The organism is Neogemmobacter tilapiae (assembly GCF_014652215.1).
Lineage (GTDB): Bacteria > Pseudomonadota > Alphaproteobacteria > Rhodobacterales > Rhodobacteraceae > Neogemmobacter > Neogemmobacter tilapiae.
Window position 1 is genome coordinate 115,771 of the sequence record NZ_BMYJ01000004.1, and the last position, 21,208, is coordinate 136,978.

A 21,208-nucleotide genomic window follows, 5' to 3' on the forward strand; every position below is an offset into this window, starting at 1 on the left:
GCTTCTGTCAAAGACTATTTTCGTTTATGCGCGCTTTTTGTTGATAGCGAACATTCGCGCGCGCTGCGAGGGGCAATTATCCCTTTTGTTCAGAAAGGGATAATTGCCGAAAAGTAAGATCGTCGATCCGCAGCAAAGCGCGCTTTCGGAATAACCGCATGACCAAAGCCACGGCTTGTGGCATTTCTGAAGCGGCAGAGTGGGGGAATCACGTGGCGCTTAGTTTCCGGCAGACCGAAATTCTGGACATCGCCCGCACCGAGGGGCGTGTGGTGGTCGAGGCTTTGGCCGAACGTTTCGCGGTGACGGTGCAGACCATCCGGCGCGATCTGTCCGACCTTTCGGATGCGGGGCTTTTGGACCGGGTGCATGGCGGGGCGGTGATGCGGACGGGGGTCAGCAACATCGGCTATGAGGAACGCCGCCGGATGAACGATGGGGCCAAGGCCGCCATCGGGCGGCTGTGCGCGCAGGCGATCCCGGACAATTCCAGCATGATCCTGAACCTTGGGACAACGACCGAGGCTGTGGCGCGGGAATTGCTGAACCATCGAAACATCACGGTGATCACCAACAACATGAATGTGGCGAACATTCTGGTGGCGAATGAAAGCTGCGAGATTGTCGTGGCGGGGGGGGCTTTGCGGCGGTCGGATGGGGGGTTGGTGGGGGAATTGACCACCGAATTCATCGGGCAGTTCAAGGCGGATTATGCGGTGATCGGGACGTCGGCCTTGGATGCCGATGGGGATTTGCTGGATTACGATCTGGCCGAGGTGCGGGTGTCGCGGGCGATCATCCGGCAATCGCGGCAGTCTTTTTTGGTGAGCGATGCGTCAAAGCTGACGCGGTCTGCCCCAGCGCGGCTAGCCTCGCTGGGCGATCTGGACGCGATGTTCACCGACCAGCCCCTGCCGGAAGGGCTGGCGCAGAAATGCGCCGAATGGGGGACGGCCGTGCATGTGGCGGGGTAGGTGAGGGTTGATCGGAAGGGCCATAGGTTTGCGACTGTGCTACACGGCGACCAGCCGGGCCACGCCCTCCGCCCCCCGGGCGCGCGTGGCCCTCGGTGCCTTGCTTTCGTAAAGCGCAAGCGGGTCAAAGCACCCCCGCCACCACCTTTGCCAGAACCGTAACCGTCTGGGCATTCAGCCCGGCGATGTTCAAGCGGCTGTCACCGACCATATAAATGCCGTGGTCTTTGCGCAGGCGTTCGACCTGATCGGGCGTCAGGCCCAAGCGGCTGAACATGCCGCGATGGGCGGCGACAAAGCCAAAGCGGTCACTGCGGGTTTCGGTCTGTAAGGCCTGCGCCAGCGCCTGCCGCAGCGCCAGCATCCCGTGGCGAACCTGTTCCAGCTCTGCCTGCCAGTCGGCGCGCAGGGTGGCATCCTTCAGGATCATGGTGACCAGCCGCGCGCCGTGATCGGGCGGGAAGGAATAGTTCATGCGGTTCAGCCAAGCGAGGTTTTCCTGCACCCTTGCGCGATCGCCGCCCAAGGCCAGCAGAACGCCGGTCCTTTCGCGGTAAATGCCGAAATTCTTGGAGCAGGAGGCCGCGATCAGCAGTTCGGGCAGTTTGTCCGCCAGCAGGCGGGTGGCTGCGGCATCCTCGGCCAGCCCATCGCCAAAGCCCTGATAGGCCAGATCGACCAAGGCGACGGCGCGGCGCTGGGCCAGCACATCGGCGATGGCCTGCCATTCAACGGGGTTGGGGTTGGCCCCGGTGGGGTTGTGGCAGCAGCCATGCAGCAACACAACATCGCCCGCCGCCACGCGGCCCAGATCTTCCAGCAGGCCGCCCATATCCAGCCCGCCAGAATCCTCATCGAAATAGCGGTATTCGGCCATATCCATCCCCAGATAGCGCAGAATGGCGGTGTGGTTCGGCCAGGTGGGGGCGGGCAGCCAGACCTTGGCCCCCGGTGCCGCATGGCGGATCAGTTCGAACGCTTGCCGCAAGGCCCCGGTGCCGCCCGGTGTTGCGGCCCCCGCCGCCTGTGCGCCCGGCCCAAGGATCAGTTCGGCCATGGCCTGCACAAAGCCCGGATCGCCCGCCAAACCAGTATAGGTCTTGGTGGTTTCGGCCTGCCACAACTGCTGTTCGGCGGTTTTGACGGCGCGCATCACCGGGGTCAGGCCCTGCGCGTCCTTGTAGACGCCGACGCCAAGGTCGATCTTGTCCTTTCGCGGATCGTCGCGGAATTGCTGCATCAGGATCAGGATCTTGTCCTGCGGCTGGGCCTTTAAAGCGTCGAACATCGTCTATCCCTTTTCCACCGGAAGATCGTCATACATCCCCCATTCGGCCCATGAGCCGTCATAAAGCGCATTGTCCTTGTGCCCCAGCCGCGCCAAGGCCAGCGATAGCACCGCCGCCGTAACGCCCGACCCGCAGCTTGTGATCAGGGGCTTTTCCAGATCGACACCCGCGACGCTAAAGGCGGCGCGCAGCCCGCGTTCATCCAGCATTGTGCCATCCGGCCGCAGCACGCCGTTGAAGGGCAGGCTTTTCGCCCCCGGCATATGGCCCGAGCGCAGGCCCGCGCGGGGTTCGGGCACTTCCCCCCGGAAACGCGGGGCGGGGCGGGCATCGACGACCTGCGCCTGATCCAGTTTCAAAGCTTGGGCCACCTGCGTCACGTCCCGCACGAGGGCGGGCTGCGGCGCGGCATGGAAATGTCTTTCGCGGATCACGGGCGGCGCATCGGTCAAATCCCGCCCCTCGGCCCGCCATTTCGGCAGGCCGCCGTCCAGAACGGCCACATTGTCATGCCCCATCAGGCGAAAGGTCCACCAGACACGTGCCGCCGAAAACAGGCCAGCGCCGTCATAGACCACCACCTGCTGCCCATCGCCGATGCCCATCGCCCGCATCCGCGCGGCAAATTTTTCGGGCGGCGGGGCCATATGTGGCAGGGATGAGGTGGTGTCGGAAATTTCGTCGATGTCAAAGAACCGCGCGCCGGGGATATGGGCTGTGGCATATTCAGCACGGGCATCCCGGTTCATCGCGGGCAGATACCAACTTGCATCCAAAATCCGCAGATCGGGATCATCCAGCCGGGTGGCCAGCCAATCGGTGGACACCAGCACCTGCGGATCGTCATGAAACGTTTCGGCCATCGCTTCCCCCGGAGTTTGCCCCCTCGGGATAAGCCTGCCTTGGCCGCAGGGCAAGGGGCGCGCGGTGGGCCCGCGCGCCCGGATGGCTTCAGGCTTTCGCCATGGCTTTTTTCACCATGCCGGCCAACAGGGTCAGCACCAGACCACCGACGCCGCCCGCACCGGCCTGACCCAGCAGCGCGCCCATGTCCATGCCGCCGACCGCCTCGGCCGCACCGGCCACGGCATCCGCGCCGCCCAGCATTTCAATCAACTGGCCACCGCCCAAGCCCCCAATCGCGCCGATAACCGAATTGATGATCGGACCCATGCTCAGGTTCTTGGCTGCCACACCACCGACATTCCCCCCGACCAGACCGGCGATCAGGCTGATGATCATTTCCATATCTTCGTCCCTTCTGTTGGTTTTTGTCGTTGCTTTCTATCGGCCTGATAAAAGCCGATAAGGGGATTCTGCCCGAGAATTCCCCTTGCGCCAACAAAAATGACCGAAGCGGACCTTTTAGGCGGCCCTAGCCTTTTTCGCGCAACAGGCGAGCCTTCTGGCGATCCCAGTCGCGTTTGGCGCTGGTTTCGCGTTTGTCGGCCATTTTCTTGCCTTTGGCGACGCCGATCTTGACCTTTACGATGCCGCGATCGTTGAAATACATCTTCATCGGCACAAGGGTCATGCCTTCGCGCCCGACAGCGTTCCACAACCGGCTCATTTCCTTTTTGGAAACCAGCAGCTTGCGGCGGCGGCGTTCTTCATGGCCAAAGGTTTTCGCCTGAAGATAGGGCGCGATATAGCCGTTGATCAGCCAAAGCTCGCCGCCCTCCACGCTCGCATAGCTTTCGCCGATGTTCGACCCGCCCTGGCGCAGAGATTTCACCTCGGACCCATAAAGCATGATGCCAGCCTCCAGATCGCTTTCGATGAAATAATCGAAACGCGCCCGGCGGTTTTCGGCGATCAGTTTGGAATTGGGGTCGGAAAGTTTGGCCATGATCAGGGTCAGATAGGGGACGAAGCGCCCCAAGTCCAGTGTCACCGCCGGATTGTCAGGGCAAAGATGCCCGCGCCCACCACGATCACGCTCCCCAGAAGGGTCAGAAGGTCGGGCCTTTCGCCAAAGACCGCTGCGCCCAGAACCATCGCAAAGACCAGCCGCGTATAGCGGAAGGGCGTGACGGCCGATACATCGCCGGTGCGCATGGCGACGGTCAGGAAATTATAGGCCGCGACACCCACGCCGACAGCAGCGGCCAAATAGGCCAAGGCCGTGGCATCGGGCCAGATCGCGCCGCCCTTCCAGATCAGCATGCCGAATCCGGCGGGGACCATCATGGCAAAGCCGTAGATGCCGAGTTGGAAGTTCGACAGGATCTTGGGCGCGGCGCGGGTGGCCAGATCGCGGCCTGCAAAGCCGATCATGCCCAGAACGGCAAGGATCGACAGGGGGGTGAACCCTTCCAGACCGGGGCGCAGGATGATCAACACACCGATAAAGCCCAGAAGAACCGCAAGCCAGCGAGCGGGGGAAACCCTTTCGCCAAAGATCACCGCCGCCCCCGCGATCACCATCAGGGGGGCCGCTTGCAGAATGGCCGAGGTAGCGGAAAGCGAGGTGAGGGCGAGGGAGAGGGTAAAGAACAGCCGCCCCATCACCTCAAACACCGCCCTGACCAACAGGGGCCGGGTCAGGATGGCCGGGTGCAGGACGCGGTCGCCTTGGGCGCGGGCCAGCGCCGCAAAGACCAGCATCCCGGTGCCGCCGAACATCACCAGCACCTGCCCCACCGGAACGCCCCGCGCGGTGGCCCCTTTCAGGAGGCTGTCCTCGATGGCGAAACCGGCCATCGCCAAAACCATGAACAGCGCCCCGCGCAGGTTGGGGGTCATCGGTTGGCCAGGCGGCGGAGGGTGTTTCGAAGTTTGAGCTTGATCCGCGCCAGCAGCTTCGGCGGTTCATAGTGGTGGGGGACACCGGTTTCAATCAAGGCCGCGACAACGCTGGGCCGCGTTTCAGCACCATTCTGCCCCGGCTTGACCGGGGACCAGACATAGGTGTTCTGCACGTAAGGCCTGCGCCAGCGAGGCGTCGCGGTGCGAATGGTGATTGCCCCCTCTGCGAGGATCGGAGTTTTGGGAAACTGGCCTTCAACGGCGATCTGTTTGAGAATCCATTGCTTGGACACATGCGCGGGAAAGGCTTGGGTGGAGATAGGGCCAATCACCTGTGATCCGATCTTCAATTCCAGCGCGGTTCGCGCTGTGCCGGTGACCACGATCAAGCCCAGAAGTTTGCCTTTGCAGGTCAGACCGGGTGATTGCTGGATGGGGTGACCGATCAAATTAACAATCGAATTCTTGAAAGTCAGAGTTTCGCCAGCCGCAAAATCTGTTGCAAGCGTCAGCGTCGCCCCAGGCTGCGGGATCGAGGCTTGCAGCGCCTTTGGCCCGAGCGGTTCAAGACCCGACAGGGCTGCGACAATGTCCCGCGCGAAGGCGGCCATCAGTTTCGGGCCATTTCGCAGGTGGACCGGGTCGGCAAAGATCTTGTCAATCGATTGCCCGCCCCTGATCCGAGCGCGGATGATGGGTTCGTCGCTGACCGCTTTAATGCCCGCCGCCTGAAACAGGTTTTCCAAGGCGCGATAGTAAGGGCATGTCGGCGGGGTGGAATTGTGCCAGCTGCGCTGATGCAGGACCAATGGTAGAAAGAGCAGCCCGTGGTCGTGGCAAAGGCGGATCATCCATTTGACGTAGCGAACCAAGACCTGCCAGCTTTGGCCTGAACTGCAATGGTTCTGATCATTAAGCGCATATTCCCAGATCACGACGTCGCCGGGCCGGCACTGATCGATCTGACCCAAAAAGCGGAACAGGCCCATGAGGGTCGAGGCGGCACCGCAGGAAAGGTTGGTGATCGGCTGGTCAGGCCCCAAAGCATCGGCAAGGGCGTAAGTCCAGCCATTGCGGAGGATCGAATTCGACCCTCCGACAATGAAGATGCGACGGTTGAGGCCCGTCGGATGGGCATCCATGTCAGATCAGCCCAGCAAACTTCATTGCAGCCTTGATCTTGGCCTTGGTGCCTTCGGTCAATGTGACCAGCGGCAGGCGGACCTCTTCGGCGCAATGGCCCAGCAGCGAAAGACCGTATTTCGCGCCGACCAGACCCGGTTCGATAAAGATCGCCTCATGCAGGGGCATCAGCCGGTCCTGATATTCCAGCGCCTTGGCGTAATCGCCGGCCAGCGTGGCCGCCTGGAATTCGGCGCAAAGGCGCGGGGCGACGTTGGCTGTCACCGAAATGCATCCGACCCCACCATGGGCGTTGAAACCCAGCGCCGTCGCATCCTCACCCGACAGTTGGATGAAATCGGGTCCACAAGAGGCGCGCTGCATCGAGACGCGCTCGATCTTGCCCGTGGCATCCTTGACGCCGACGATCCGCGGCAGTTTCGCCAGTTGGCCCATGGTTTCGGGCGACATGTCGATCACTGAACGGCCGGGGATGTTGTAGATGATGATCGGCAGATTCGACGCCTCATGCAGGGCAGTGAAATGCGCGATCAGCCCGGCTTGCGTCGGCTTGTTGTAGTAGGGTGTCACGACCAGCGCCGCATCGGCCCCGACTTTTTCGGCATGGCGGATCAGGTCAATGCCTTCGGCGGTGTTGTTGGAACCCGCCCCGGCGATGACCGGCACGCGGCCGGCGGCGGCTTTCACCACTTCCTCGATGACCTGCCCATGTTCGGCATGCGACAGCGTCGGGCTTTCGCCAGTGGTGCCGACGGGGACGATCCCCGAGGAGCCTTCGGCGATATGCCAATCGACCAGCTTCTTCAGCGCGTCCAGATCCAGTGCGCCGTTCTTGAACGGCGTCACGAGGGCGGGAATGGACCCGGTAAACCCTTTGGTCATGACACGTCTCCTGTAAGCTGGGGCGAAAGCGCCCGATGAACAGGGCCTTCCTAATCAAGCGGCCCGGTTTTGCCAAGCGGGACAAGGGGGGATTCTGCTTGGCGGACAAGGGCTGTGGCCGTCTGTCCCGCAAGGGCAAAAACATTGGCGTCGCGCGTCATCAGGGCGCTGGCAAAGGCCCCTTCCATCAGCAAGGCGATGCCCTTGGCCAAACGGGCGGCGTCGGGCGTGCCCGCAAAGCATTCTGCCAGCCAATCCTCCACCCGCTTTTTATGGGCGCGGGCGGCTGTCATGGCTGGATGGCCGGGCATATTGGCCAGTTCGGCCACGGCCCGCTGAAAGCCGCAACCCTTCCAATCCTTGCGCCGTGCCGCGCGTTCCAGCTCGGCGAACAGACCCGCCACGCCGCCTTGGGTAAACCAGCGCTGGAACAGCGCCAGATTGGGGTTGTCGCGTTCGGCCAGATAGGCGGCGATCAGGTCATCCTTGCTGGCAAAATGGTAATAGAGCGTCCGCTTGGTCAGCCCCGCCCTTTCGGCGACGGCGTCCATGCTGACAGCGCGCAGCCCTTCGCCATAAAATAGCGTGGCGGCGGATTGGATGATCAGACTGCGGGTTTCGGTCATGGCATAATGTATACTGACCAGTGAGTATATTCAATCCCGCCTTTCAGGCAGATTTCCTATATGGAACCGAAAGGAAATGCGATGAAAGAACTGGTGTGCATCGACCGCGAAGAGGGACTGGCGATGCTGACGCTGAACCGACCCGAAAAGCTGAATGCGCTGGATTATGCGCTGATTGATCGGCTTTTGGCCTTGCTGGACCTGCTGGAAACCGATGCGGCAGTGCGGGCGATCATCCTGACCGGCGCGGGCGAGCGGGCCTTTTCGGCAGGGGGTGATATCTGGGAGTTTTCCGCCAGCGTGGGGCAGGGCCCTGAAGCGGCCTTGCGGGATTTTGTGGCGCGGGGGCAGCGGCTGACGGCGCGGATCGAATCCTATCGCAAGCCGATCATCGTGGCGGTGAACGGTCTGGCCTATGGCGGCGGCTGCGAGATCACCGAGGCGGCCCCACTGGCCGTGGCCAGCCGGACAGCGCGTTTTGCAAAACCGGAAATCCGGTTGGGAATGCCGCCGACCTTTGGCGGCACGCAGCGCCTGCCGCGTTTGGCGGGGCGCAAGCGGGCGATGGAACTGCTGCTGACGGGCGAAAGCTTTTCGGCGGAACGGGCCTTGGCGCTGGGGCTGGTGAACCATGTGGTGGAGCCCGTGCAGTTGCTGCCCGCCGCACGGCATCTGGCGCGGCAGATTCTGGCACATTCGCCGCTGGCGGTGGGGGCAGTCTTGGGGGCCGTGACGCGGGGGATCAACCTGAGCATCGCCGAGGGGTTGGCGGTTGAGGCTGGGGAATTCGCGCGGATGGTGCCGACGGATGATCTGCGCGAAGGGCTGGCCGCTTGGCGGGAACGGCGGGGGGCGCAGTATTCCGGGCTTTGGCCGGGGCAAGTTGCCCCGCTGAGCGAAGGCATATAGAAGCGGGCTGACAGCAAGATGAAAGGTCCGAACCATGGTGAAACCCGTTGTCCTGTGCATCCTTGATGGCTGGGGCTACCGTGAGGAAACATTCGCCAATGCGCCGGTTCTGGCCGATACGCCGAACTTTGACGGAATCTGGTCGACCTGCCCCCACGCCTTACTGACGACGCATGGCCCCGATGTGGGCCTGCCCAGCGGGCAGATGGGCAATTCCGAGGTGGGTCATACCAACATCGGCGCGGGGCGGGTGGTGGCGATGGATCTGGGGGCGATTGATCTGTCGATCGAAAACGGATCTTTCGCGCAGAACGAGGCTTTGCTGGATTTCATTGCCAAGTTGAAGGTGTCGGGCGGAACGGCGCATCTGATGGGCGTGGTGTCGGATGGGGGCGTTCATGGCCATATCACCCATGTTCTGGCCGCTTGCCGGGCAATCACGGCGGCGGGCGTGCCGGTGGCTTTGCACGCCATCACCGATGGGCGCGATGTGGCGCCTTCCTCGGCTGCGGGGTTCATGGCGCTGTTGCAGGCGGGGCTGGCGGATGGGGCGACCATCGCGACGGTGATCGGGCGCTATTGGGCGATGGACCGTGACAACCGTTGGGAACGGGTCTCCCGCGCCTATCAGGCGATGGTGGCGGGCCTTGGTGAAACCGCGCCGGATGCGGCGACCGCCGTGGCGCAGTCTTATGCCAAGGGCGAGACGGATGAATTCATCGCCCCTACGGTGATCGCGGGCTATACAGGGATCAAGGATGGCGACGGGCTGTTCTGCCTGAACTTCCGCGCCGACCGGGCGCGGGAAATTCTGTCGGCCTTGGCGCAGCCGGGGTTTGAGGAATTCCCGGCGGGGCAGCGCCCTGATTGGGCAGCGCTGTTGGGGATGGTGGAATATTCGACGGCGCATAGCACCTTTATGGCGACGGCCTTTCCCAAGCGGAACATCGTCAACTCTTTGGGTTCTTGGGTGGCGCAAAAGGGGCTGCGGCAATTCCGGCTGGCGGAGACCGAGAAATATCCGCATGTCACCTTTTTCCTGAACGGCGGCAAAGAAGCGCCCGAAGCGGGCGAAGACCGCTATATGGCCCCGTCGCCCAAAGTGGCGACCTATGATCTGCAACCGGAAATGTCGGCAGGCGAGGTGGCGGATCAATTGGTCAAAGCGATCCATGCGCGTTACGATCTGATCGTGGTGAACTTTGCCAATCCCGATATGGTGGGCCATACCGGCGATCTGGCGGCGGCGATGCAGGCCTGTGAGGCGGTGGATCAGGGACTGGGCCGCGCCTTGGCGGCGCTGCGGGCCGAAGGTGGGGCGATGATCGTGACGGCTGATCACGGCAATTGCGAGGTGATGGTCGATCCGGTGACGGGCGGGCCGCATACGGCGCATACGACGAATCCGGTTCCGGTCATTCTGGTGGGCGGGCCGGAGGGTGCGCGCTTGCGCGACGGGGGTCGTCTGGCTGATTTGGCGCCCAGCCTGCTGGCGCTGATGGGGTTGGACCAGCCCGCCGAAATGACCGGCGAAAGCCTGATCCTGTCGTGAAGCGCGCCTTCGCCCTTTTCCTCAGCCTTGTTTTGGCGGGCCAAGCCCCCGCGCAAGAGGCTGGGCTGGGCGCGGAACAGGCGGCGCAGGATTTGCAGGTGGCGATTGTGGCGCTTGAGGCCGCAGAAAGCGCGGGCGACCGCGTGGGGGCGCTGACCGCCACGATCCGCGCCTATGAGGAAGGGCTTTCCGCCCTGCGCGAAAGCCTGCGGCAGGTGCGCATCCGCGAAACGGCGCTGGCCGACCAATTGGCGCTGAAACGCACCCGCGTTTCGCAATTGATCGGCGTGCTGACCCAGATGGAGAATGACCCGACGCCGCTTTTGCTGCTGCATCCTTCCGGGCCCTTGGGCACGGTGCGGTCGGGGATGCTGGTGGCCGATGTGGCCCCAGCCGTGCAGGCCGAGGTGGAAACGCTGCGGTCGGAATTGGGCGAATTGCGCGATCTGCGGGCCTTGCAGGCGGCGGCGGGGGAAACCCTGATGCGCGGGTTGCAATCGGCACAGGCGGCGCGGACGGCTTTGTCGCAGGCGGTGTCGGACCGCACCGATCTGCCCCGCCGCTTTACCGACGATCCGGATGTGTTGCGCAATCTGCTGGAAAGCGCCGATACGCTGGATGCCTTTGCGGCGGGGCTGGCCCCGGCGGCGGATGATGGTGGGGCTGTGGCCAGCTTTGCCTCCGCCAAGGGCACGCTGCCGCTGCCCGCGCTGGGCCAGATCCTGCTGCGCGCCGAAGAGGCCGATGCCGCCGGTGTCCGCCGTCCCGGCCTGACGCTGGGGACGCGGCCCAAGGCGATTCTGACGCTGCCTTGGCCTGCGACAGTCCGCTATATCGGGCCGCTTCTGGACTACGGAAACGTGATCGTTCTTGAGCCGGGGGATGGCTATCTTCTGGTTCTGGCCGGAATGGAAACCGTCTACGGTGCCTTGGGTGAAGTCTTGCCTGCGGGCTCGCCTTTGGGCTTGATGGGCGGAGGAGAGCCGGCGGCGGCCGATCTGATGGCCGGTGTCAACGAAGGCAGTGGCGTTCAGCCGCTGGAACGGCTTTATATCGAATTGCGCCAAGGGGCCAAGCCGGTGGACCCCGCAGATTGGTTTGAACTGACGGCACCCCCATTGCGGCCCCGCCTGCGGAGCCAGACAGAGGATGAGTGAGGAATGAAGAAATTCGTGATGGCCGGTTTGGCCGGAACGGTCGCCGGTGTGCTGGCCACGACGCAAGTGGCCGGGCCGCTTTTGGCGCAAGAGACGGTGACGGCACGGAACACCACCGTCTATGAACAGCTGGATCTGTTTGGCGACATCTTTGAACGCATCCGCGCGCAATATGTCGAGGAAGTGGAGACCAAGGACTTGGTCGAGGCGGCGATCAACGGCATGCTGACCTCGCTGGACCCGCATTCCAGCTATCTGCCGCCCGAAGATTTTGAGGATATGCAGGTTGAGACGAAGGGCGAATTCGGTGGCCTTGGCATCGAGGTGACGCAGGAAGAGGGCTTTGTGAAAGTCGTCTCGCCGATGGATGAAACCCCGGCGGCCAAGGCGGGGATTCTGGCGGGCGATTACATCACCCATGTTGATGGTGAATCGGTGCTGGGCCTGCAACTGGATGAAGTTGTCGAAAAGATGCGGGGCGAGATTGGTTCCGAAATCATCGTGACCATCGTGCGCGAGGGCACGCCGGACCCGTTCGATGTGTCGATCATTCGCGACACGATCAAACTGACCGCCGTGCGCGGACGGACGGTGGGCAGCGCGGTGGTGTTGCGGATCACGACCTTCAACGACCAGACCTATTCGGGCGTCGAAGAGCAGTTCAAGAAGCGTGTCGAGGAAATTGGGGGCATGGACAAGGTCAGCGGCATCGTGCTTGACCTGCGCAACAACCCCGGTGGTCTTTTGACCCAAGCGATCATGGTGTCGGACGGTTTCCTGGACAAGGGTGAGATCGTTTCGACCCGGGGCCGCAACCCGCGGGACGGCGAACGCTATAACGCCACGCCGGGCGATCTGGCGGAAGGCAAGCCGGTGGTGGTGTTGATCAACGGCGGCTCGGCCTCGGCCTCGGAAATCGTGGCAGGGGCTTTGCAGGACCACGGTCGGGCCATCGTGGTGGGGACGCGGTCATTCGGCAAAGGCTCGGTTCAGACCGTCATTCCGCTGCGCGATGCGGGGGCGATGCGGCTGACAACAGCGCGCTATTATACGCCGTCGGGGCGTTCGATTCAGGCTTTGGGTGTGGCGCCGGATATTGTGGTGAAACAGCCAATTCCCGAACCCAAGGTGGAAGGCGAGGAGGCCAAGCCAGAATCGGCGGCGACGCGGGAACAGTTCGAAGGCGATCTGCGGGATGCCCTGTCGAACGATTCGATGACGGACGAGGAAAAGCGCCTTTTGGAAGAAGAACGCGCCAAGGCCGAACAATCGGCCGCGCTGCGGGAAGAGGATTATCAGCTGGCCTATGCGGTGGATATTCTGAAGGGTCTGTCGGCCATCAATGTGAATGAAGTGCCCGCCCCCTGATCGGGGCAGGCGGGGTGACCGGGCGGCCCGATGGGGCCGCCCTTTTTCGATGGAATGACGATGACCGATAAAGCCGCGAACTTGCCCTATCGCCCCTGCGTGGGGGTGATGTTGATCAACGCCGAGGGCCTGATCTTTGCCGGAAGGCGGATCGACGGCGCGCCCGAGGCTTGGCAAATGCCGCAGGGCGGGATTGATGAGGGCGAAAAGCCGGGTCAGGCGGCGCTGCGGGAATTGTGGGAAGAAACGGGCGTGACCGCCGATCTGGTCGAAAAGCTGGGCAAGGTGCATGGCTGGGTGAAATACGACCTGCCGCCGGAACTGCTGGGCAAGGTCTGGGGCGGCAAATATCGCGGGCAAAAGCAGAAATGGTTTCTGTATCGGTTCAACGGGCAGGATGATCAGATTCAGATTGCGACGGAACATCCTGAATTTGCCGAATGGAAATGGATCAGCGCCGACGAGATGCTGGCCGCCATCGTGCCGTTCAAGCGGGCGGTCTATGAGGAAGTGATCCGGTCGTTCAGGGCGTGGTTGGCGTAAATTGGGTCCGCTTCGATTCCTTTTGACAGGTTTCCAGTTTGTGGCATCCTTTTCGACATTCATTTGTAGAAAGGATTGTCATCATGGCCTTTGTCGAACTTGTGGGAACGGCGTTTTTTAACCCCGGCGAAGAAGACGGGGCGGAAGATGACGTTGTGTATGTGCCCTATCAGAACACGGTCTACAATTTTGCCATCTTCACCTATGCGGGGAATGATTGGATCGATTTGCGCGATGCCAACCCTAACGCTGTGAACACGCAGGTCTATTCCGGTCTCGGCAATGACACGGTCTATGGCTCGGCGACGATGGACCTTGTTTACGACAGCAAGGGGCGGGACCGCGTCTATCTGGGGGACAGCGATGACAGTCTGGACGCGGGGTTCGGCAACGACTTTTACGACGGTGGTGCGGGGCGTGATTTCATTTCCTTCTATATCTTGCACGACTCTGACCTTCCCAGCGGGACCAATATCACGGGTGTCAAATTCGACCTGCAAATCCGGACTGCCCAGAATCTTGGCCCGTTCGGAACCGATGTGATTGTCGGTTTCGAAGGTGCTGGCGGCGGCAACGGGCATGACACGCTTTCTGGGACCAGGGGCGACAATGTTCTTTCGGGCAACGAAGGCAACGATTTTTTGGTGGGACGTGGCGGGGACGACCAGCTCTTGGCGGGGGCCGGGCGCGATACACTGATCGGCGGGGTAGGCGGGGATGCGTTGAGCCTGACCGAAAGCATTCAATCCAGCGATATTGTTCGTTTTCTGTCGATGGGCGACAGCGGGGTCGGAATGCGCAATGGTGTGGTGGATCGAATCTACGGGTTTGCTGCGGGCGGTACGCCCTTGCATGACAAGATCGACTTGCGGGCGCTGGATGCGATTGCGGCGACCGCCAAGAACGATGCCTTTCTGTTCCGTGACACGGGGCCTTTCACCTCGGCCAAGGGCGAAATCCGCTATGAAGTTTCCAGTGCCGGGAACATCCTTGTTCACGTTGACACCGATGGCGATGCCGCCGCCGAGATGAATTTCTGGGTGATGGGTGTGACGGTGCTGACTTCGGCAGATTTTATGCTTTAGCCGTTCTCGCGCAGCACTGATCCCGCCAGATAGAGTGAGCCGCATATCAGCACGCGGGCGCCAGGGTTGCGGGCGGCGATGGCCTGCAAGGCATCCGCTACGCTGTCTGCCGTATCCGCCACAATCCCCGCCGCCAGCGCCGCTTCGCGGGTTGCTTCGGCGGGTAGGGTGTTCTTTTCGCCGGGGATCGACACCGCCGTCAGCCCCGCCAGATGGGGTGCCAAGGGCCGCATATAGCCGGTCACGTCCTTGGTGTTCAGCATCCCGCAAATCGCAAACGTCTCGCGTTTCGGCATCCGTGCCAAGGTTGCCGCAATCGCCTCGCCCCCGGCCGGATTGTGCCCGCCATCCAGCCACAGCTCGACCTGCGGCGCGGCATCCACCAAAGGCCCCTGCCGCAAACGCTGCATCCGTGCGGGCCAGAAGGCGCGGGTCACGGCCGCCTCGCAGGCCGTTTCGTCAAAGCCCAGATGCCGCAAAGCCATGATCGCGGCCCCGGCGTTCTGCACCTGATGCGGCCCCGGCAGGTTCGGCAAGGGCAGGTCCAGAAGCCCGTTTTCATCCTGAAACACCAGCCGCCCGCGATCCTCGGCCACTTGCCAGTGCTGCCCGTAAACCAGCAAGGGTGCCCCCAACCGTTCCGCCCGCGATTCAATCGCGGCCAAGCCTTCATCGCTTTGCGGCCCCACCACGCAGGGCACGCCCCGCTTGAGAATCCCCGCCTTTTCGCCAGCGATTTCCCGAACCGTCTCGCCCAGATACTGCTGATGGTCCAGACTGACGGGCGTGATGATCGTCAGCGCGGGCCGATCCACCACATTCGTCGCATCCAGCCGCCCGCCAAGGCCCACCTCCAGCAGCGTATAATCCGCCGGAACCCGCGAAAAGGCCAGAAAGGCCGCCGCTGTCGTGATTTCGAAAAAGGTGATCTCGTCCGGCCCATTCGCCGTCACGCATTCATCCAGCAGCGCTGTCAGCGCCGGTTCGCTGATCAGTTCCCCGGCCAGCCGGATCCGTTCATGGAACCGCGCCAGATGGGGTGAGGTATAGGCGTGAACCGATTTCCCCGCCGCCTCCATTCCCGCGCGGATCATCGCTTGGGTTGAACCTTTGCCATTCGTCCCCGCCACATGCACCACCGGCGGCAAGGCGCGTTCTGGATGGCCCAAAGCCGCCAGAATGCGGTGCATTCGGTCCAGCGTCAGGTCGATGATTTTCGGATGCAGGGTCATCATCCGTTCCAGAACGGCATCTGACCCTTGCTTTATGGCGTCGCTCATGGCGCGGGGGCAGCCTCCACCGGCGCGGGCAGGTCGCCCTTCACCGCAGGCGGCTGGCCCGTCAGCATCCGCACCAGCGTTGCCAATTCATCCTTCAGCGCCTTCCTATGCGTCACCCGGTCCAGCATCCCATGATCCAGCAGATATTCCGCCCGCTGGAACCCTTCGGGCAGCTTTTCGCGGATCGTCTGTTCAATCACCCGCGCCCCGGCAAAGCCGATCTGCGCGTTGGGTTCGGCAATCTGCACATCGCCCAGCATCGCATAGGACGCCGTAACCCCCCCCGTCGTCGGATGGGTCAAGACCACGATATAGGGCAGCCCCGCCTCACGCAGCATCTGGATGGCGACGGTTGTCCGCGGCATCTGCATCAGGCTTAGAATACCCTCTTGCATCCGCGCCCCACCGCTGGCGGTGAAAATCACAAAAGGACGTTTTGCCTTTAGCGCCCGTTCGGCCCCCGCCACAAAGGCGTTGCCGACATATTGGCCCATTGACCCTGCCATAAAGCTGAAATCCTGACAGGCGGCGACAATCGGCGTGCGCCAGATTTCCCCCTCGGCCACCAGCATCGCGTCTTTTTCGCCGCTGGATTTTTGCGCGGCTTTCAGACGGTCGGTGTATTTCTTCTGATCGCGGAAATGCAGCGGGTCGAGCGGTGGTTCCGGCACCTTGATCTCGGCGAAAATGCCCCCGTCGAACATCGCGGCAAAGCGGTCACGTGGGCTGATCGTCATATGGTGGTCGCAATGGGTGCAGACGTTCTGATTGTCGGCCAGTTCGCGGTGGAACAGCATGGTCCCGCATTCGGGGCATTTGGTCCAAAGGTTTTCCGGCACTTCCCGGCGCGAGAAGAGCGAGTTGATCTTGGGCCGGACGTAGTTGGAAATCCAGTTCATGCGGGCAGGGCCTTTGGTCTGTTACGCCACAGGGAAATAAGCCGGGACGGGCCGAATTGCAATCACGCAGGCGGGAAGAGCAGGGCGCCGATCGCCTCGACCACCAAGGCATGATCATCGTGCTGCGGCAAGCCGGATACGGTGACGGCCCCGATCATGCCGGTGCCTTGCACGCGGATGGGGAAACTGCCGCCCGATTCCGAATAGGTTTCACTGTCGCAACCATGCACGGCCAGATTGCCGCCCTTTTCGCGCATCCGGCTGCCGACAAGATAAGAGGCCTCATGAAACAGCAGGGTCGTGTTGCTTTTGCGCAAGGCCCATTTGTCGTTCAAGGGCTTTGCCCCCGGCAGGGCCGCATGAAACAGGGTGCGGTCAGGGGTGCGGATGGTGATGACGATGGGATGTGCGCGGGAAAGCCCCAGTTCCACCAGCTTTTGCCCCAGACGCAGGGCCACGGCCTCATCAAAGCCCGCGAAAACCAGCCGTTCCTCCTGTGCTTCCAGCGTCGCGATGTCCATGGTCTTTCCCCTGCGGTTTTCCCTGTCCTGCCCTTTGGCATGTTTCATGGCAACCGGAAACTTTCGGGCCGCGCCGTCCGTATCATCGGCATCACAAGTTCCGAGGATGCCATGCCCAAAGGCCCGCTTGTCCGCCGCCATAGCCTTGCGACACGGCTGACCCATTGGGGTTGGGCCATCAGCCTGTTCTTTCTGCTGCTGTCGGGCCTGCAAATCTTTAACGCCTTTCCCAGCCTGCACATCGGGCAGGAATCGGGTTTTGACTATGACAATGCCGTGTTCAGCATCGGGGCCGAACAGGTCCAGGGCGAATGGCGGGGTATCACGCGGGTCTTTGGCCAAAGCTTTGACACCACCGGCTATCTGGGCCTTTCGGGTGAAAGCATCCCCGGTCTGAAGCCCGGCGAATTTCGGGCCTTTCCGGCGGCTTTGACGGTCCCTTCCTATCAAAGCCTTGCCTTGGGCCGTTCGGTCCACTTCCTGTTCGCTTGGGGTCTGGTGATCAGTCTGGCGGCTTGGTTGATCTTCAGTGCCTTGAACGGCCATCTGCGCCATCTGTGGCCCAGCCTTAGCGACTTGCGCCGTCTGCCTGCCGATCTGTGGGACCACCTGCGCTTTCGCTTTCACCACAGCGTCAAATACGGCCCACTGCAAAAGCTGACCTATGCCTTGGTGCTGTTTGTGGCCTTGCCCGGCATGATCCTGACTGGCCTATGCCTCAGCCCCGGTTTCAACGCTGCGGCCCCTTGGCTTTTGGACCTGTTCGGTGGGCGGCAGACGGCGCGGACGCTGCATTTTCTGATCATGCTGGGCTTGGTCGTATTTTTCATCATCCATATCGCGATGATTCTGCTGGCGGGGCCGATCAATGAACTGCGGTCGATTGTGACGGGTTGGTATCGCACTGACGCCAAAGGGGAACATCATGAATGATCGCCGCAAATTCCTGCTGGGGGCGACGGCTTTTGCCCTTTCTGGCTGCGAAATTCTGGATGGGGCAGGCAAGCCCGACAGCTTGTTTCGCCCGGTCTTTGGGGCGTCCGAAGGGCTGACCCATCTGGCGCAACGCGGGCTGATCGGGGATGCTTTGGCCCCGGAATATACCGAGGCGGACATCCGGCAGGGGCAGCGCCCGAACGGTTCGACCAACCCCGAAACGGCGGAATATCTGGCGCTGCGGGACGGGGGTTTTCGCGACTATCGGCTGCGGGTGACGGGGCTGGTGGATCGCCCCCTGTCGCTGTCGCTGGCCGATCTGCGGCAGATGCCCGACCGGACGCAGATCACCCGGCATGACTGTGTCGAGGGCTGGTCCTGTATTGCGAAATGGCGCGGCACGCCCTTGGGGCTGGTGCTGGAACAGGCCATGCCGCGACTGGCGGCGCGCTATGCGGTGTTTCACTGCTTTGACGTGGCCGAGCGCAGCCTGTCGGGCGAAGTGGCCTATTACGAATCCATCGACCTGATGGACGCCTGGCATCCGCAAACCCTGCTGGCCTGGGAGATGAACAACAAGGCCTTGCCCATCGCCAACGGCGCGCCCCTGCGGCTGCGGCTGGAACGGCAGTTGGGTTACAAGATGGCGAAATACATCCACAGTATCGAATTGACCGACACGCTGGGGCTGCTGGGGCAGGGTCAGGGCAGCTATTGGGCCGACCGAGGCTATCAATGGTATGCGGGAATTTAGGCGCGGGCCTATACAAGCCGTGGGTTTTCCGTTATGCGGCGCAAATGGCCCCACAGATTCCGGGGGCGGGGCAGGGAGGCCCTGCCTGAGCGAAGCGATGGTGCCCGCCGATACTGGCATCATCCGGCGGAATGATCCGCCCTAGGGAAATCGCGAATGAGCTTCGACGCAATCGCCGCGCCGCTGGCTGCGGCTTTGGCCGCCAAAGGCTATGAGAAACTGACATCGGTGCAGACCGCCGTTCTGGAAGAAGGGCTGGTGGGGCGTGACCTGCTGGTTTCGGCCCAGACGGGTTCGGGCAAGACCGTGGCCTTCGGGCTGGCGATTGCGCCGGAAATTCTGGCGGGGCAGGACAAACTGCTGTTCGCGGATGTGCCCTTGGCGCTGATCATCGCGCCGACGCGGGAACTGGCGCAGCAGGTGGCGGCGGAATTGTCGTGGCTGTATGGCCCCGCCGGGGCGCAGATTGCGACCTGTGTGGGCGGGATGGACTATCGCACCGAAAAGCGGGCGCTGGAGCGGGGGGCGCATATCGTCGTGGGGACGCCGGGGCGTCTGCGGGACCATATCGAGCGGCGGTCGCTGGACTTGTCGGCCTTGCGGGCGGTGGCCTTGGACGAGGCGGATGAGATGCTGGACATGGGGTTCCAGGAAGATCTGGAATTCATCCTGTCGCAAGCGCCGGAAGAGCGGCGGACGCTGATGTTTTCGGCAACGGTGCCAAAGGATATCGAGGCTTTGGCGAAAACCTATCAGCGCAATGCGGTGCGGGTGCAGGCGCAGGGCGAGGCGCGGCAGCATGGGGATATCGAATACCGGGGCCTGTCGGTCGCGGTGCGCGACAAGGAACATGCGATTTTCAACACCTTGCGCTATTACGAGGCGCGGACCGCGATCGTGTTCGCAAAGACGCGGGCGGCGGTGAACCATCTGTTCGCGCGGATGACGAACCGGGGTTTCAAGGTTGTGGCGCTGTCGGGGGAATTGACGCAGGGCGAGCGGATGCACGCCTTGCAAGCGCTGCGCGACGGGCGGGCGCGGGTTTGTATTGCAACAGACGTGGCGGCGCGGGGGATCGATTTGCCGGGGCTGGATCTGGTGATCCATGCGGACCTGCCCTCGAACAGCGAAACCCTGCTGCACCGGTCGGGTCGGACGGGACGGGCGGGGCAAAAGGGTGTTTCGGCGCTGATCGTGACGCCCGCCGAATTCCGCAAGGCGCATCGGCTGTTGCAAGGGGCAAAGGTCGTCGCCGAATGGGGCAATCCGCCGAATGCGGATGATATCAGCGCTTTGGACGATGAACGGCTGTTGGCCGACCCGTCCTTTGCGGCGGATGTGAGCGAGCATCTGGCGATGGGCGCGCGGTTGATCGAACGCTTTGGTGCGGAACAGGTGGCCGGCGCCTTGGTCAAGATCTGGCGCGATGGGCGTTCAGCGCCCGAAGTGATCGACGAGATTGCGGCACCGGCCGCACCCAGCGCGCCGCGCGAACGGGCGGCCTTTGGGCCTTCGGTTTGGTTCCGCCTGTCGGTGGGCCATACGGGGCGGGCCGAGGCGCGGTGGCTGCTGCCGAAAATCTGCGATGCGGGTGGGATTACGAAGAACGAGATCGGTGCGATCCGCGTGCAGCAAGACGAAAGTTTTGTGCAGATCGCGGCGGCGGTCGCCGACAAGATCATCGACGGCACCGTGCTGGAAAATGGCGTGACATTGTCCCGCATGGCGGGCGAACCCTCGCTGGACCGGCCAGAGCGCAGCCCGCGGGCCGAACGTCCGGCCCCGCGTGCCCCGCGCAGCACCGCGCCGCGCGCGCCGCGCAGCGAAGCGCCGGATCATGCGCCGCGTGGTTCCGAATGGGCGGATCGCGCGCCGCGTCCCGATACGCGCCCGGAACGTGCGGAACGTCCGAAACCCGCCTATCAGCCGAAACCCTCGCGCTATGTCGAGGATGATGTCGCTCCGGCGCCGCGCGCTGAACGGCCCTCGGCCCCGCGTGGGGACAAACCGGCCTATGCCGAGCGGGCCGCCAAACCCTATGCCGAACGCGGCGAGCGTCCGGCGAAACCCTATACGCCGCGTGGCGACAAGCCCGCCTATGGCGACCGTGCCGAACGGCCGGCCAAGGCCCCCTACAAATCCACCGGTTTCCGTTCGCATGGCGGCCCGGCGGGCGAAGGGCGGGCGACCGGGTTCAAGTCGCACAAGGCCGAAGGCGGGTCGGCGCCTCGGGCCAGCTTTGGCGGTGATCGCGCCGAACGTTCGGAACGCCCGGCCAAGCCGCGCACCGAAGGGTTCAAATCGCATGGGGCCAAGGCTGACGGGGCCAAACCCTATGCTGGCAAACCGCGCGCCGGGGCCTCGACCTCGGAGGCCAAGCCTTTCCGCGCCAAATCGGCCGGCGCGGCTCCCGGCAAACCCGCCCGCGCCCCGCGCCCAGCGGCCAATGCCAGCGACACCTCGCGCCGCTTTACGCCGCCGAAAAAACCGAAGGGCTAGACCCTTTTGCGCGCCCTGCCAAGGGGCGCGCCACTTCCCACTG

21 protein-coding genes are annotated in these 21,208 nt (G+C 63.0%); 10 read left to right on the top strand and 11 right to left on the bottom strand.

All coding sequences use genetic code 11. From position 1 onward, the window contains the following. The first annotated feature begins 212 nt into the window (after window positions 1-212). Window positions 213-974: a DeoR/GlpR family DNA-binding transcription regulator gene (locus IE095_RS07420; protein ID WP_189411244.1), complete on the top strand. Its 762-nt coding sequence runs from the start codon at window positions 213-215 to the stop codon at window positions 972-974. A gap of 124 nt (window positions 975-1,098) precedes the next feature. On the opposite strand, the gene IE095_RS07425 is transcribed toward IE095_RS07420, so the two are convergent. The 8 genes from IE095_RS07425 to IE095_RS07460 form a co-directional block, all read right to left on the bottom strand. Next, the gene (locus IE095_RS07425) at window positions 1,099-2,262 is read right to left on the bottom strand and encodes an amino acid aminotransferase (protein ID WP_189411001.1); all 1,164 of its coding nucleotides are present in this window, start codon (window positions 2,260-2,262) and stop codon (window positions 1,099-1,101) included. Between the two features lie 3 nt (window positions 2,263-2,265). Continuing rightward, a complete protein-coding gene (gene sseA, locus IE095_RS07430; protein WP_189411002.1) occupies window positions 2,266-3,126 on the bottom strand; it encodes a 3-mercaptopyruvate sulfurtransferase in 861 nt (286 codons plus the stop codon). Window positions 3,127-3,214: 88 nt separating this feature from the next. Continuing rightward, complete coding sequence (locus IE095_RS07435) at window positions 3,215-3,511, bottom strand: hypothetical protein (protein WP_189411003.1); 297 nt, start codon at window positions 3,509-3,511, stop codon at window positions 3,215-3,217. A gap of 127 nt (window positions 3,512-3,638) precedes the next feature. After that, window positions 3,639-4,112, bottom strand: a complete 474-nt coding sequence (smpB, locus tag IE095_RS07440; protein ID WP_189411245.1) for an SsrA-binding protein SmpB — start codon at window positions 4,110-4,112, stop codon at window positions 3,639-3,641. 41 nt (window positions 4,113-4,153) lie between these two features. Next, complete coding sequence (locus IE095_RS07445) at window positions 4,154-5,008, bottom strand: DMT family transporter (protein WP_189411004.1); 855 nt, start codon at window positions 5,006-5,008, stop codon at window positions 4,154-4,156. Continuing rightward, window positions 5,005-6,153 carry an SGNH/GDSL hydrolase family protein gene (locus IE095_RS07450; RefSeq protein ID WP_189411005.1) on the bottom strand — a complete coding sequence of 383 codons (1,149 nt, stop codon included), beginning with the start codon at window positions 6,151-6,153 and terminating at the stop codon, window positions 5,005-5,007. Before IE095_RS07450 ends, IE095_RS07445 begins: the two co-directional genes overlap by 4 nt. Window position 6,154: 1 nt before the next feature. After that, complete coding sequence (gene dapA / locus IE095_RS07455) at window positions 6,155-7,036, bottom strand: 4-hydroxy-tetrahydrodipicolinate synthase (RefSeq protein WP_189411006.1); 882 nt, start codon at window positions 7,034-7,036, stop codon at window positions 6,155-6,157. Between the two features lie 50 nt (window positions 7,037-7,086). Beyond that, on the bottom strand, window positions 7,087-7,662 hold the full coding sequence (locus IE095_RS07460) for a TetR/AcrR family transcriptional regulator (protein ID WP_189411007.1): 576 nt from the start codon (window positions 7,660-7,662) through the stop codon (window positions 7,087-7,089). Window positions 7,663-7,743: 81 nt separating this feature from the next. Here IE095_RS07460 and IE095_RS07465 point away from each other — a divergent pair, with 81 nt between their 5' ends. The 6 genes from IE095_RS07465 (at window position 7,744) to IE095_RS07490 (ending at window position 14,276) form a co-directional block, all read left to right on the top strand. Next, window positions 7,744-8,571, top strand: coding sequence for a crotonase/enoyl-CoA hydratase family protein (locus IE095_RS07465; RefSeq protein WP_189411008.1), 828 nt, complete (start codon window positions 7,744-7,746; stop codon window positions 8,569-8,571). A gap of 34 nt (window positions 8,572-8,605) precedes the next feature. Then, the gene (gene gpmI / locus IE095_RS07470; RefSeq protein WP_189411009.1) at window positions 8,606-10,123 is read left to right on the top strand and encodes a 2,3-bisphosphoglycerate-independent phosphoglycerate mutase; all 1,518 of its coding nucleotides are present in this window, start codon (window positions 8,606-8,608) and stop codon (window positions 10,121-10,123) included. Continuing rightward, window positions 10,120-11,280, top strand: coding sequence for a murein hydrolase activator EnvC family protein (locus IE095_RS07475; RefSeq protein WP_189411010.1), 1,161 nt, complete (start codon window positions 10,120-10,122; stop codon window positions 11,278-11,280). Before gpmI ends, IE095_RS07475 begins: the two co-directional genes overlap by 4 nt. A 3-nt stretch (window positions 11,281-11,283) precedes the next feature. Further along, window positions 11,284-12,648 carry a S41 family peptidase gene (locus IE095_RS07480; RefSeq protein ID WP_189411011.1) on the top strand — a complete coding sequence of 455 codons (1,365 nt, stop codon included), beginning with the start codon at window positions 11,284-11,286 and terminating at the stop codon, window positions 12,646-12,648. A gap of 54 nt (window positions 12,649-12,702) precedes the next feature. Beyond that, entirely contained in the window at window positions 12,703-13,191 is a 489-nt protein-coding gene (locus tag IE095_RS07485) for an RNA pyrophosphohydrolase (protein WP_373295403.1), read from the top strand. An 83-nt stretch (window positions 13,192-13,274) separates the two neighbouring features. Next, window positions 13,275-14,276, top strand: coding sequence for a calcium-binding protein (locus IE095_RS07490; protein ID WP_189411013.1), 1,002 nt, complete (start codon window positions 13,275-13,277; stop codon window positions 14,274-14,276). Here the strand turns inward: IE095_RS07490 and IE095_RS07495 are convergent. From IE095_RS07495 to IE095_RS07505, 3 genes are all read right to left on the bottom strand, one after another. Beyond that, window positions 14,273-15,556: a bifunctional folylpolyglutamate synthase/dihydrofolate synthase gene (locus IE095_RS07495; RefSeq protein WP_229804613.1), complete on the bottom strand. Its 1,284-nt coding sequence runs from the start codon at window positions 15,554-15,556 to the stop codon at window positions 14,273-14,275. The genes IE095_RS07490 and IE095_RS07495 overlap by 4 nt on opposite strands. Next, on the bottom strand, window positions 15,553-16,455 hold the full coding sequence (gene accD, locus IE095_RS07500) for an acetyl-CoA carboxylase, carboxyltransferase subunit beta (protein WP_189411014.1): 903 nt from the start codon (window positions 16,453-16,455) through the stop codon (window positions 15,553-15,555). Before accD ends, IE095_RS07495 begins: the two co-directional genes overlap by 4 nt. A 62-nt stretch (window positions 16,456-16,517) precedes the next feature. Then, the gene (locus IE095_RS07505; RefSeq protein WP_189411015.1) at window positions 16,518-16,976 is read right to left on the bottom strand and encodes a heme-degrading domain-containing protein; all 459 of its coding nucleotides are present in this window, start codon (window positions 16,974-16,976) and stop codon (window positions 16,518-16,520) included. Between the two features lie 39 nt (window positions 16,977-17,015). Between IE095_RS07505 and IE095_RS07510 the strand changes: the two genes are divergently transcribed. From IE095_RS07510 to IE095_RS07520, 3 genes are all read left to right on the top strand, one after another. Then, window positions 17,016-17,909: a cytochrome b/b6 domain-containing protein gene (locus IE095_RS07510; protein WP_229804614.1), complete on the top strand. Its 894-nt coding sequence runs from the start codon at window positions 17,016-17,018 to the stop codon at window positions 17,907-17,909. Beyond that, window positions 17,902-18,666, top strand: a complete 765-nt coding sequence (locus IE095_RS07515; RefSeq protein WP_189411016.1) for a molybdopterin-dependent oxidoreductase — start codon at window positions 17,902-17,904, stop codon at window positions 18,664-18,666. Before IE095_RS07510 ends, IE095_RS07515 begins: the two co-directional genes overlap by 8 nt. Before the next feature lie 156 nt (window positions 18,667-18,822). Further along, window positions 18,823-21,165, top strand: coding sequence for a DEAD/DEAH box helicase (locus IE095_RS07520; protein WP_189411017.1), 2,343 nt, complete (start codon window positions 18,823-18,825; stop codon window positions 21,163-21,165). Window positions 21,166-21,208: the final 43 nt, after the last annotated feature.

What these genes read in the sequence shown, in the direction of transcription:
- IE095_RS07510 (WP_229804614.1), top strand. Translation starts at nt 17,016, where the DNA reads ATGTTTCATGGCAACCGGAAACTTTCGGGCCGCGCCGTCCGTATCATC.
- gpmI (WP_189411009.1), top strand. Translation starts at nt 8,606, where the DNA reads ATGGTGAAACCCGTTGTCCTGTGCATCCTTGATGGCTGGGGCTACCGT.
- dapA (WP_189411006.1), bottom strand. Translation starts at nt 7,036, where the DNA reads ATGACCAAAGGGTTTACCGGGTCCATTCCCGCCCTCGTGACGCCGTTC.
- IE095_RS07480 (WP_189411011.1), top strand. Translation starts at nt 11,284, where the DNA reads ATGAAGAAATTCGTGATGGCCGGTTTGGCCGGAACGGTCGCCGGTGTG.
- accD (WP_189411014.1), bottom strand. Translation starts at nt 16,455, where the DNA reads ATGAACTGGATTTCCAACTACGTCCGGCCCAAGATCAACTCGCTCTTC.
- smpB (WP_189411245.1), bottom strand. Translation starts at nt 4,112, where the DNA reads ATGGCCAAACTTTCCGACCCCAATTCCAAACTGATCGCCGAAAACCGC.
- IE095_RS07435 (WP_189411003.1), bottom strand. Translation starts at nt 3,511, where the DNA reads ATGGAAATGATCATCAGCCTGATCGCCGGTCTGGTCGGGGGGAATGTC.
- sseA (WP_189411002.1), bottom strand. Translation starts at nt 3,126, where the DNA reads ATGGCCGAAACGTTTCATGACGATCCGCAGGTGCTGGTGTCCACCGAT.
- IE095_RS07505 (WP_189411015.1), bottom strand. Translation starts at nt 16,976, where the DNA reads ATGGACATCGCGACGCTGGAAGCACAGGAGGAACGGCTGGTTTTCGCG.
- IE095_RS07460 (WP_189411007.1), bottom strand. Translation starts at nt 7,662, where the DNA reads ATGACCGAAACCCGCAGTCTGATCATCCAATCCGCCGCCACGCTATTT.
- IE095_RS07425 (WP_189411001.1), bottom strand. Translation starts at nt 2,262, where the DNA reads ATGTTCGACGCTTTAAAGGCCCAGCCGCAGGACAAGATCCTGATCCTG.
- IE095_RS07490 (WP_189411013.1), top strand. Translation starts at nt 13,275, where the DNA reads ATGGCCTTTGTCGAACTTGTGGGAACGGCGTTTTTTAACCCCGGCGAA.
- IE095_RS07450 (WP_189411005.1), bottom strand. Translation starts at nt 6,153, where the DNA reads ATGGATGCCCATCCGACGGGCCTCAACCGTCGCATCTTCATTGTCGGA.
- IE095_RS07520 (WP_189411017.1), top strand. Translation starts at nt 18,823, where the DNA reads ATGAGCTTCGACGCAATCGCCGCGCCGCTGGCTGCGGCTTTGGCCGCC.
- IE095_RS07515 (WP_189411016.1), top strand. Translation starts at nt 17,902, where the DNA reads ATGAATGATCGCCGCAAATTCCTGCTGGGGGCGACGGCTTTTGCCCTT.
- IE095_RS07445 (WP_189411004.1), bottom strand. Translation starts at nt 5,008, where the DNA reads ATGACCCCCAACCTGCGCGGGGCGCTGTTCATGGTTTTGGCGATGGCC.
- IE095_RS07485 (WP_373295403.1), top strand. Translation starts at nt 12,703, where the DNA reads ATGACGATGACCGATAAAGCCGCGAACTTGCCCTATCGCCCCTGCGTG.
- IE095_RS07465 (WP_189411008.1), top strand. Translation starts at nt 7,744, where the DNA reads ATGAAAGAACTGGTGTGCATCGACCGCGAAGAGGGACTGGCGATGCTG.
- IE095_RS07495 (WP_229804613.1), bottom strand. Translation starts at nt 15,556, where the DNA reads ATGAGCGACGCCATAAAGCAAGGGTCAGATGCCGTTCTGGAACGGATG.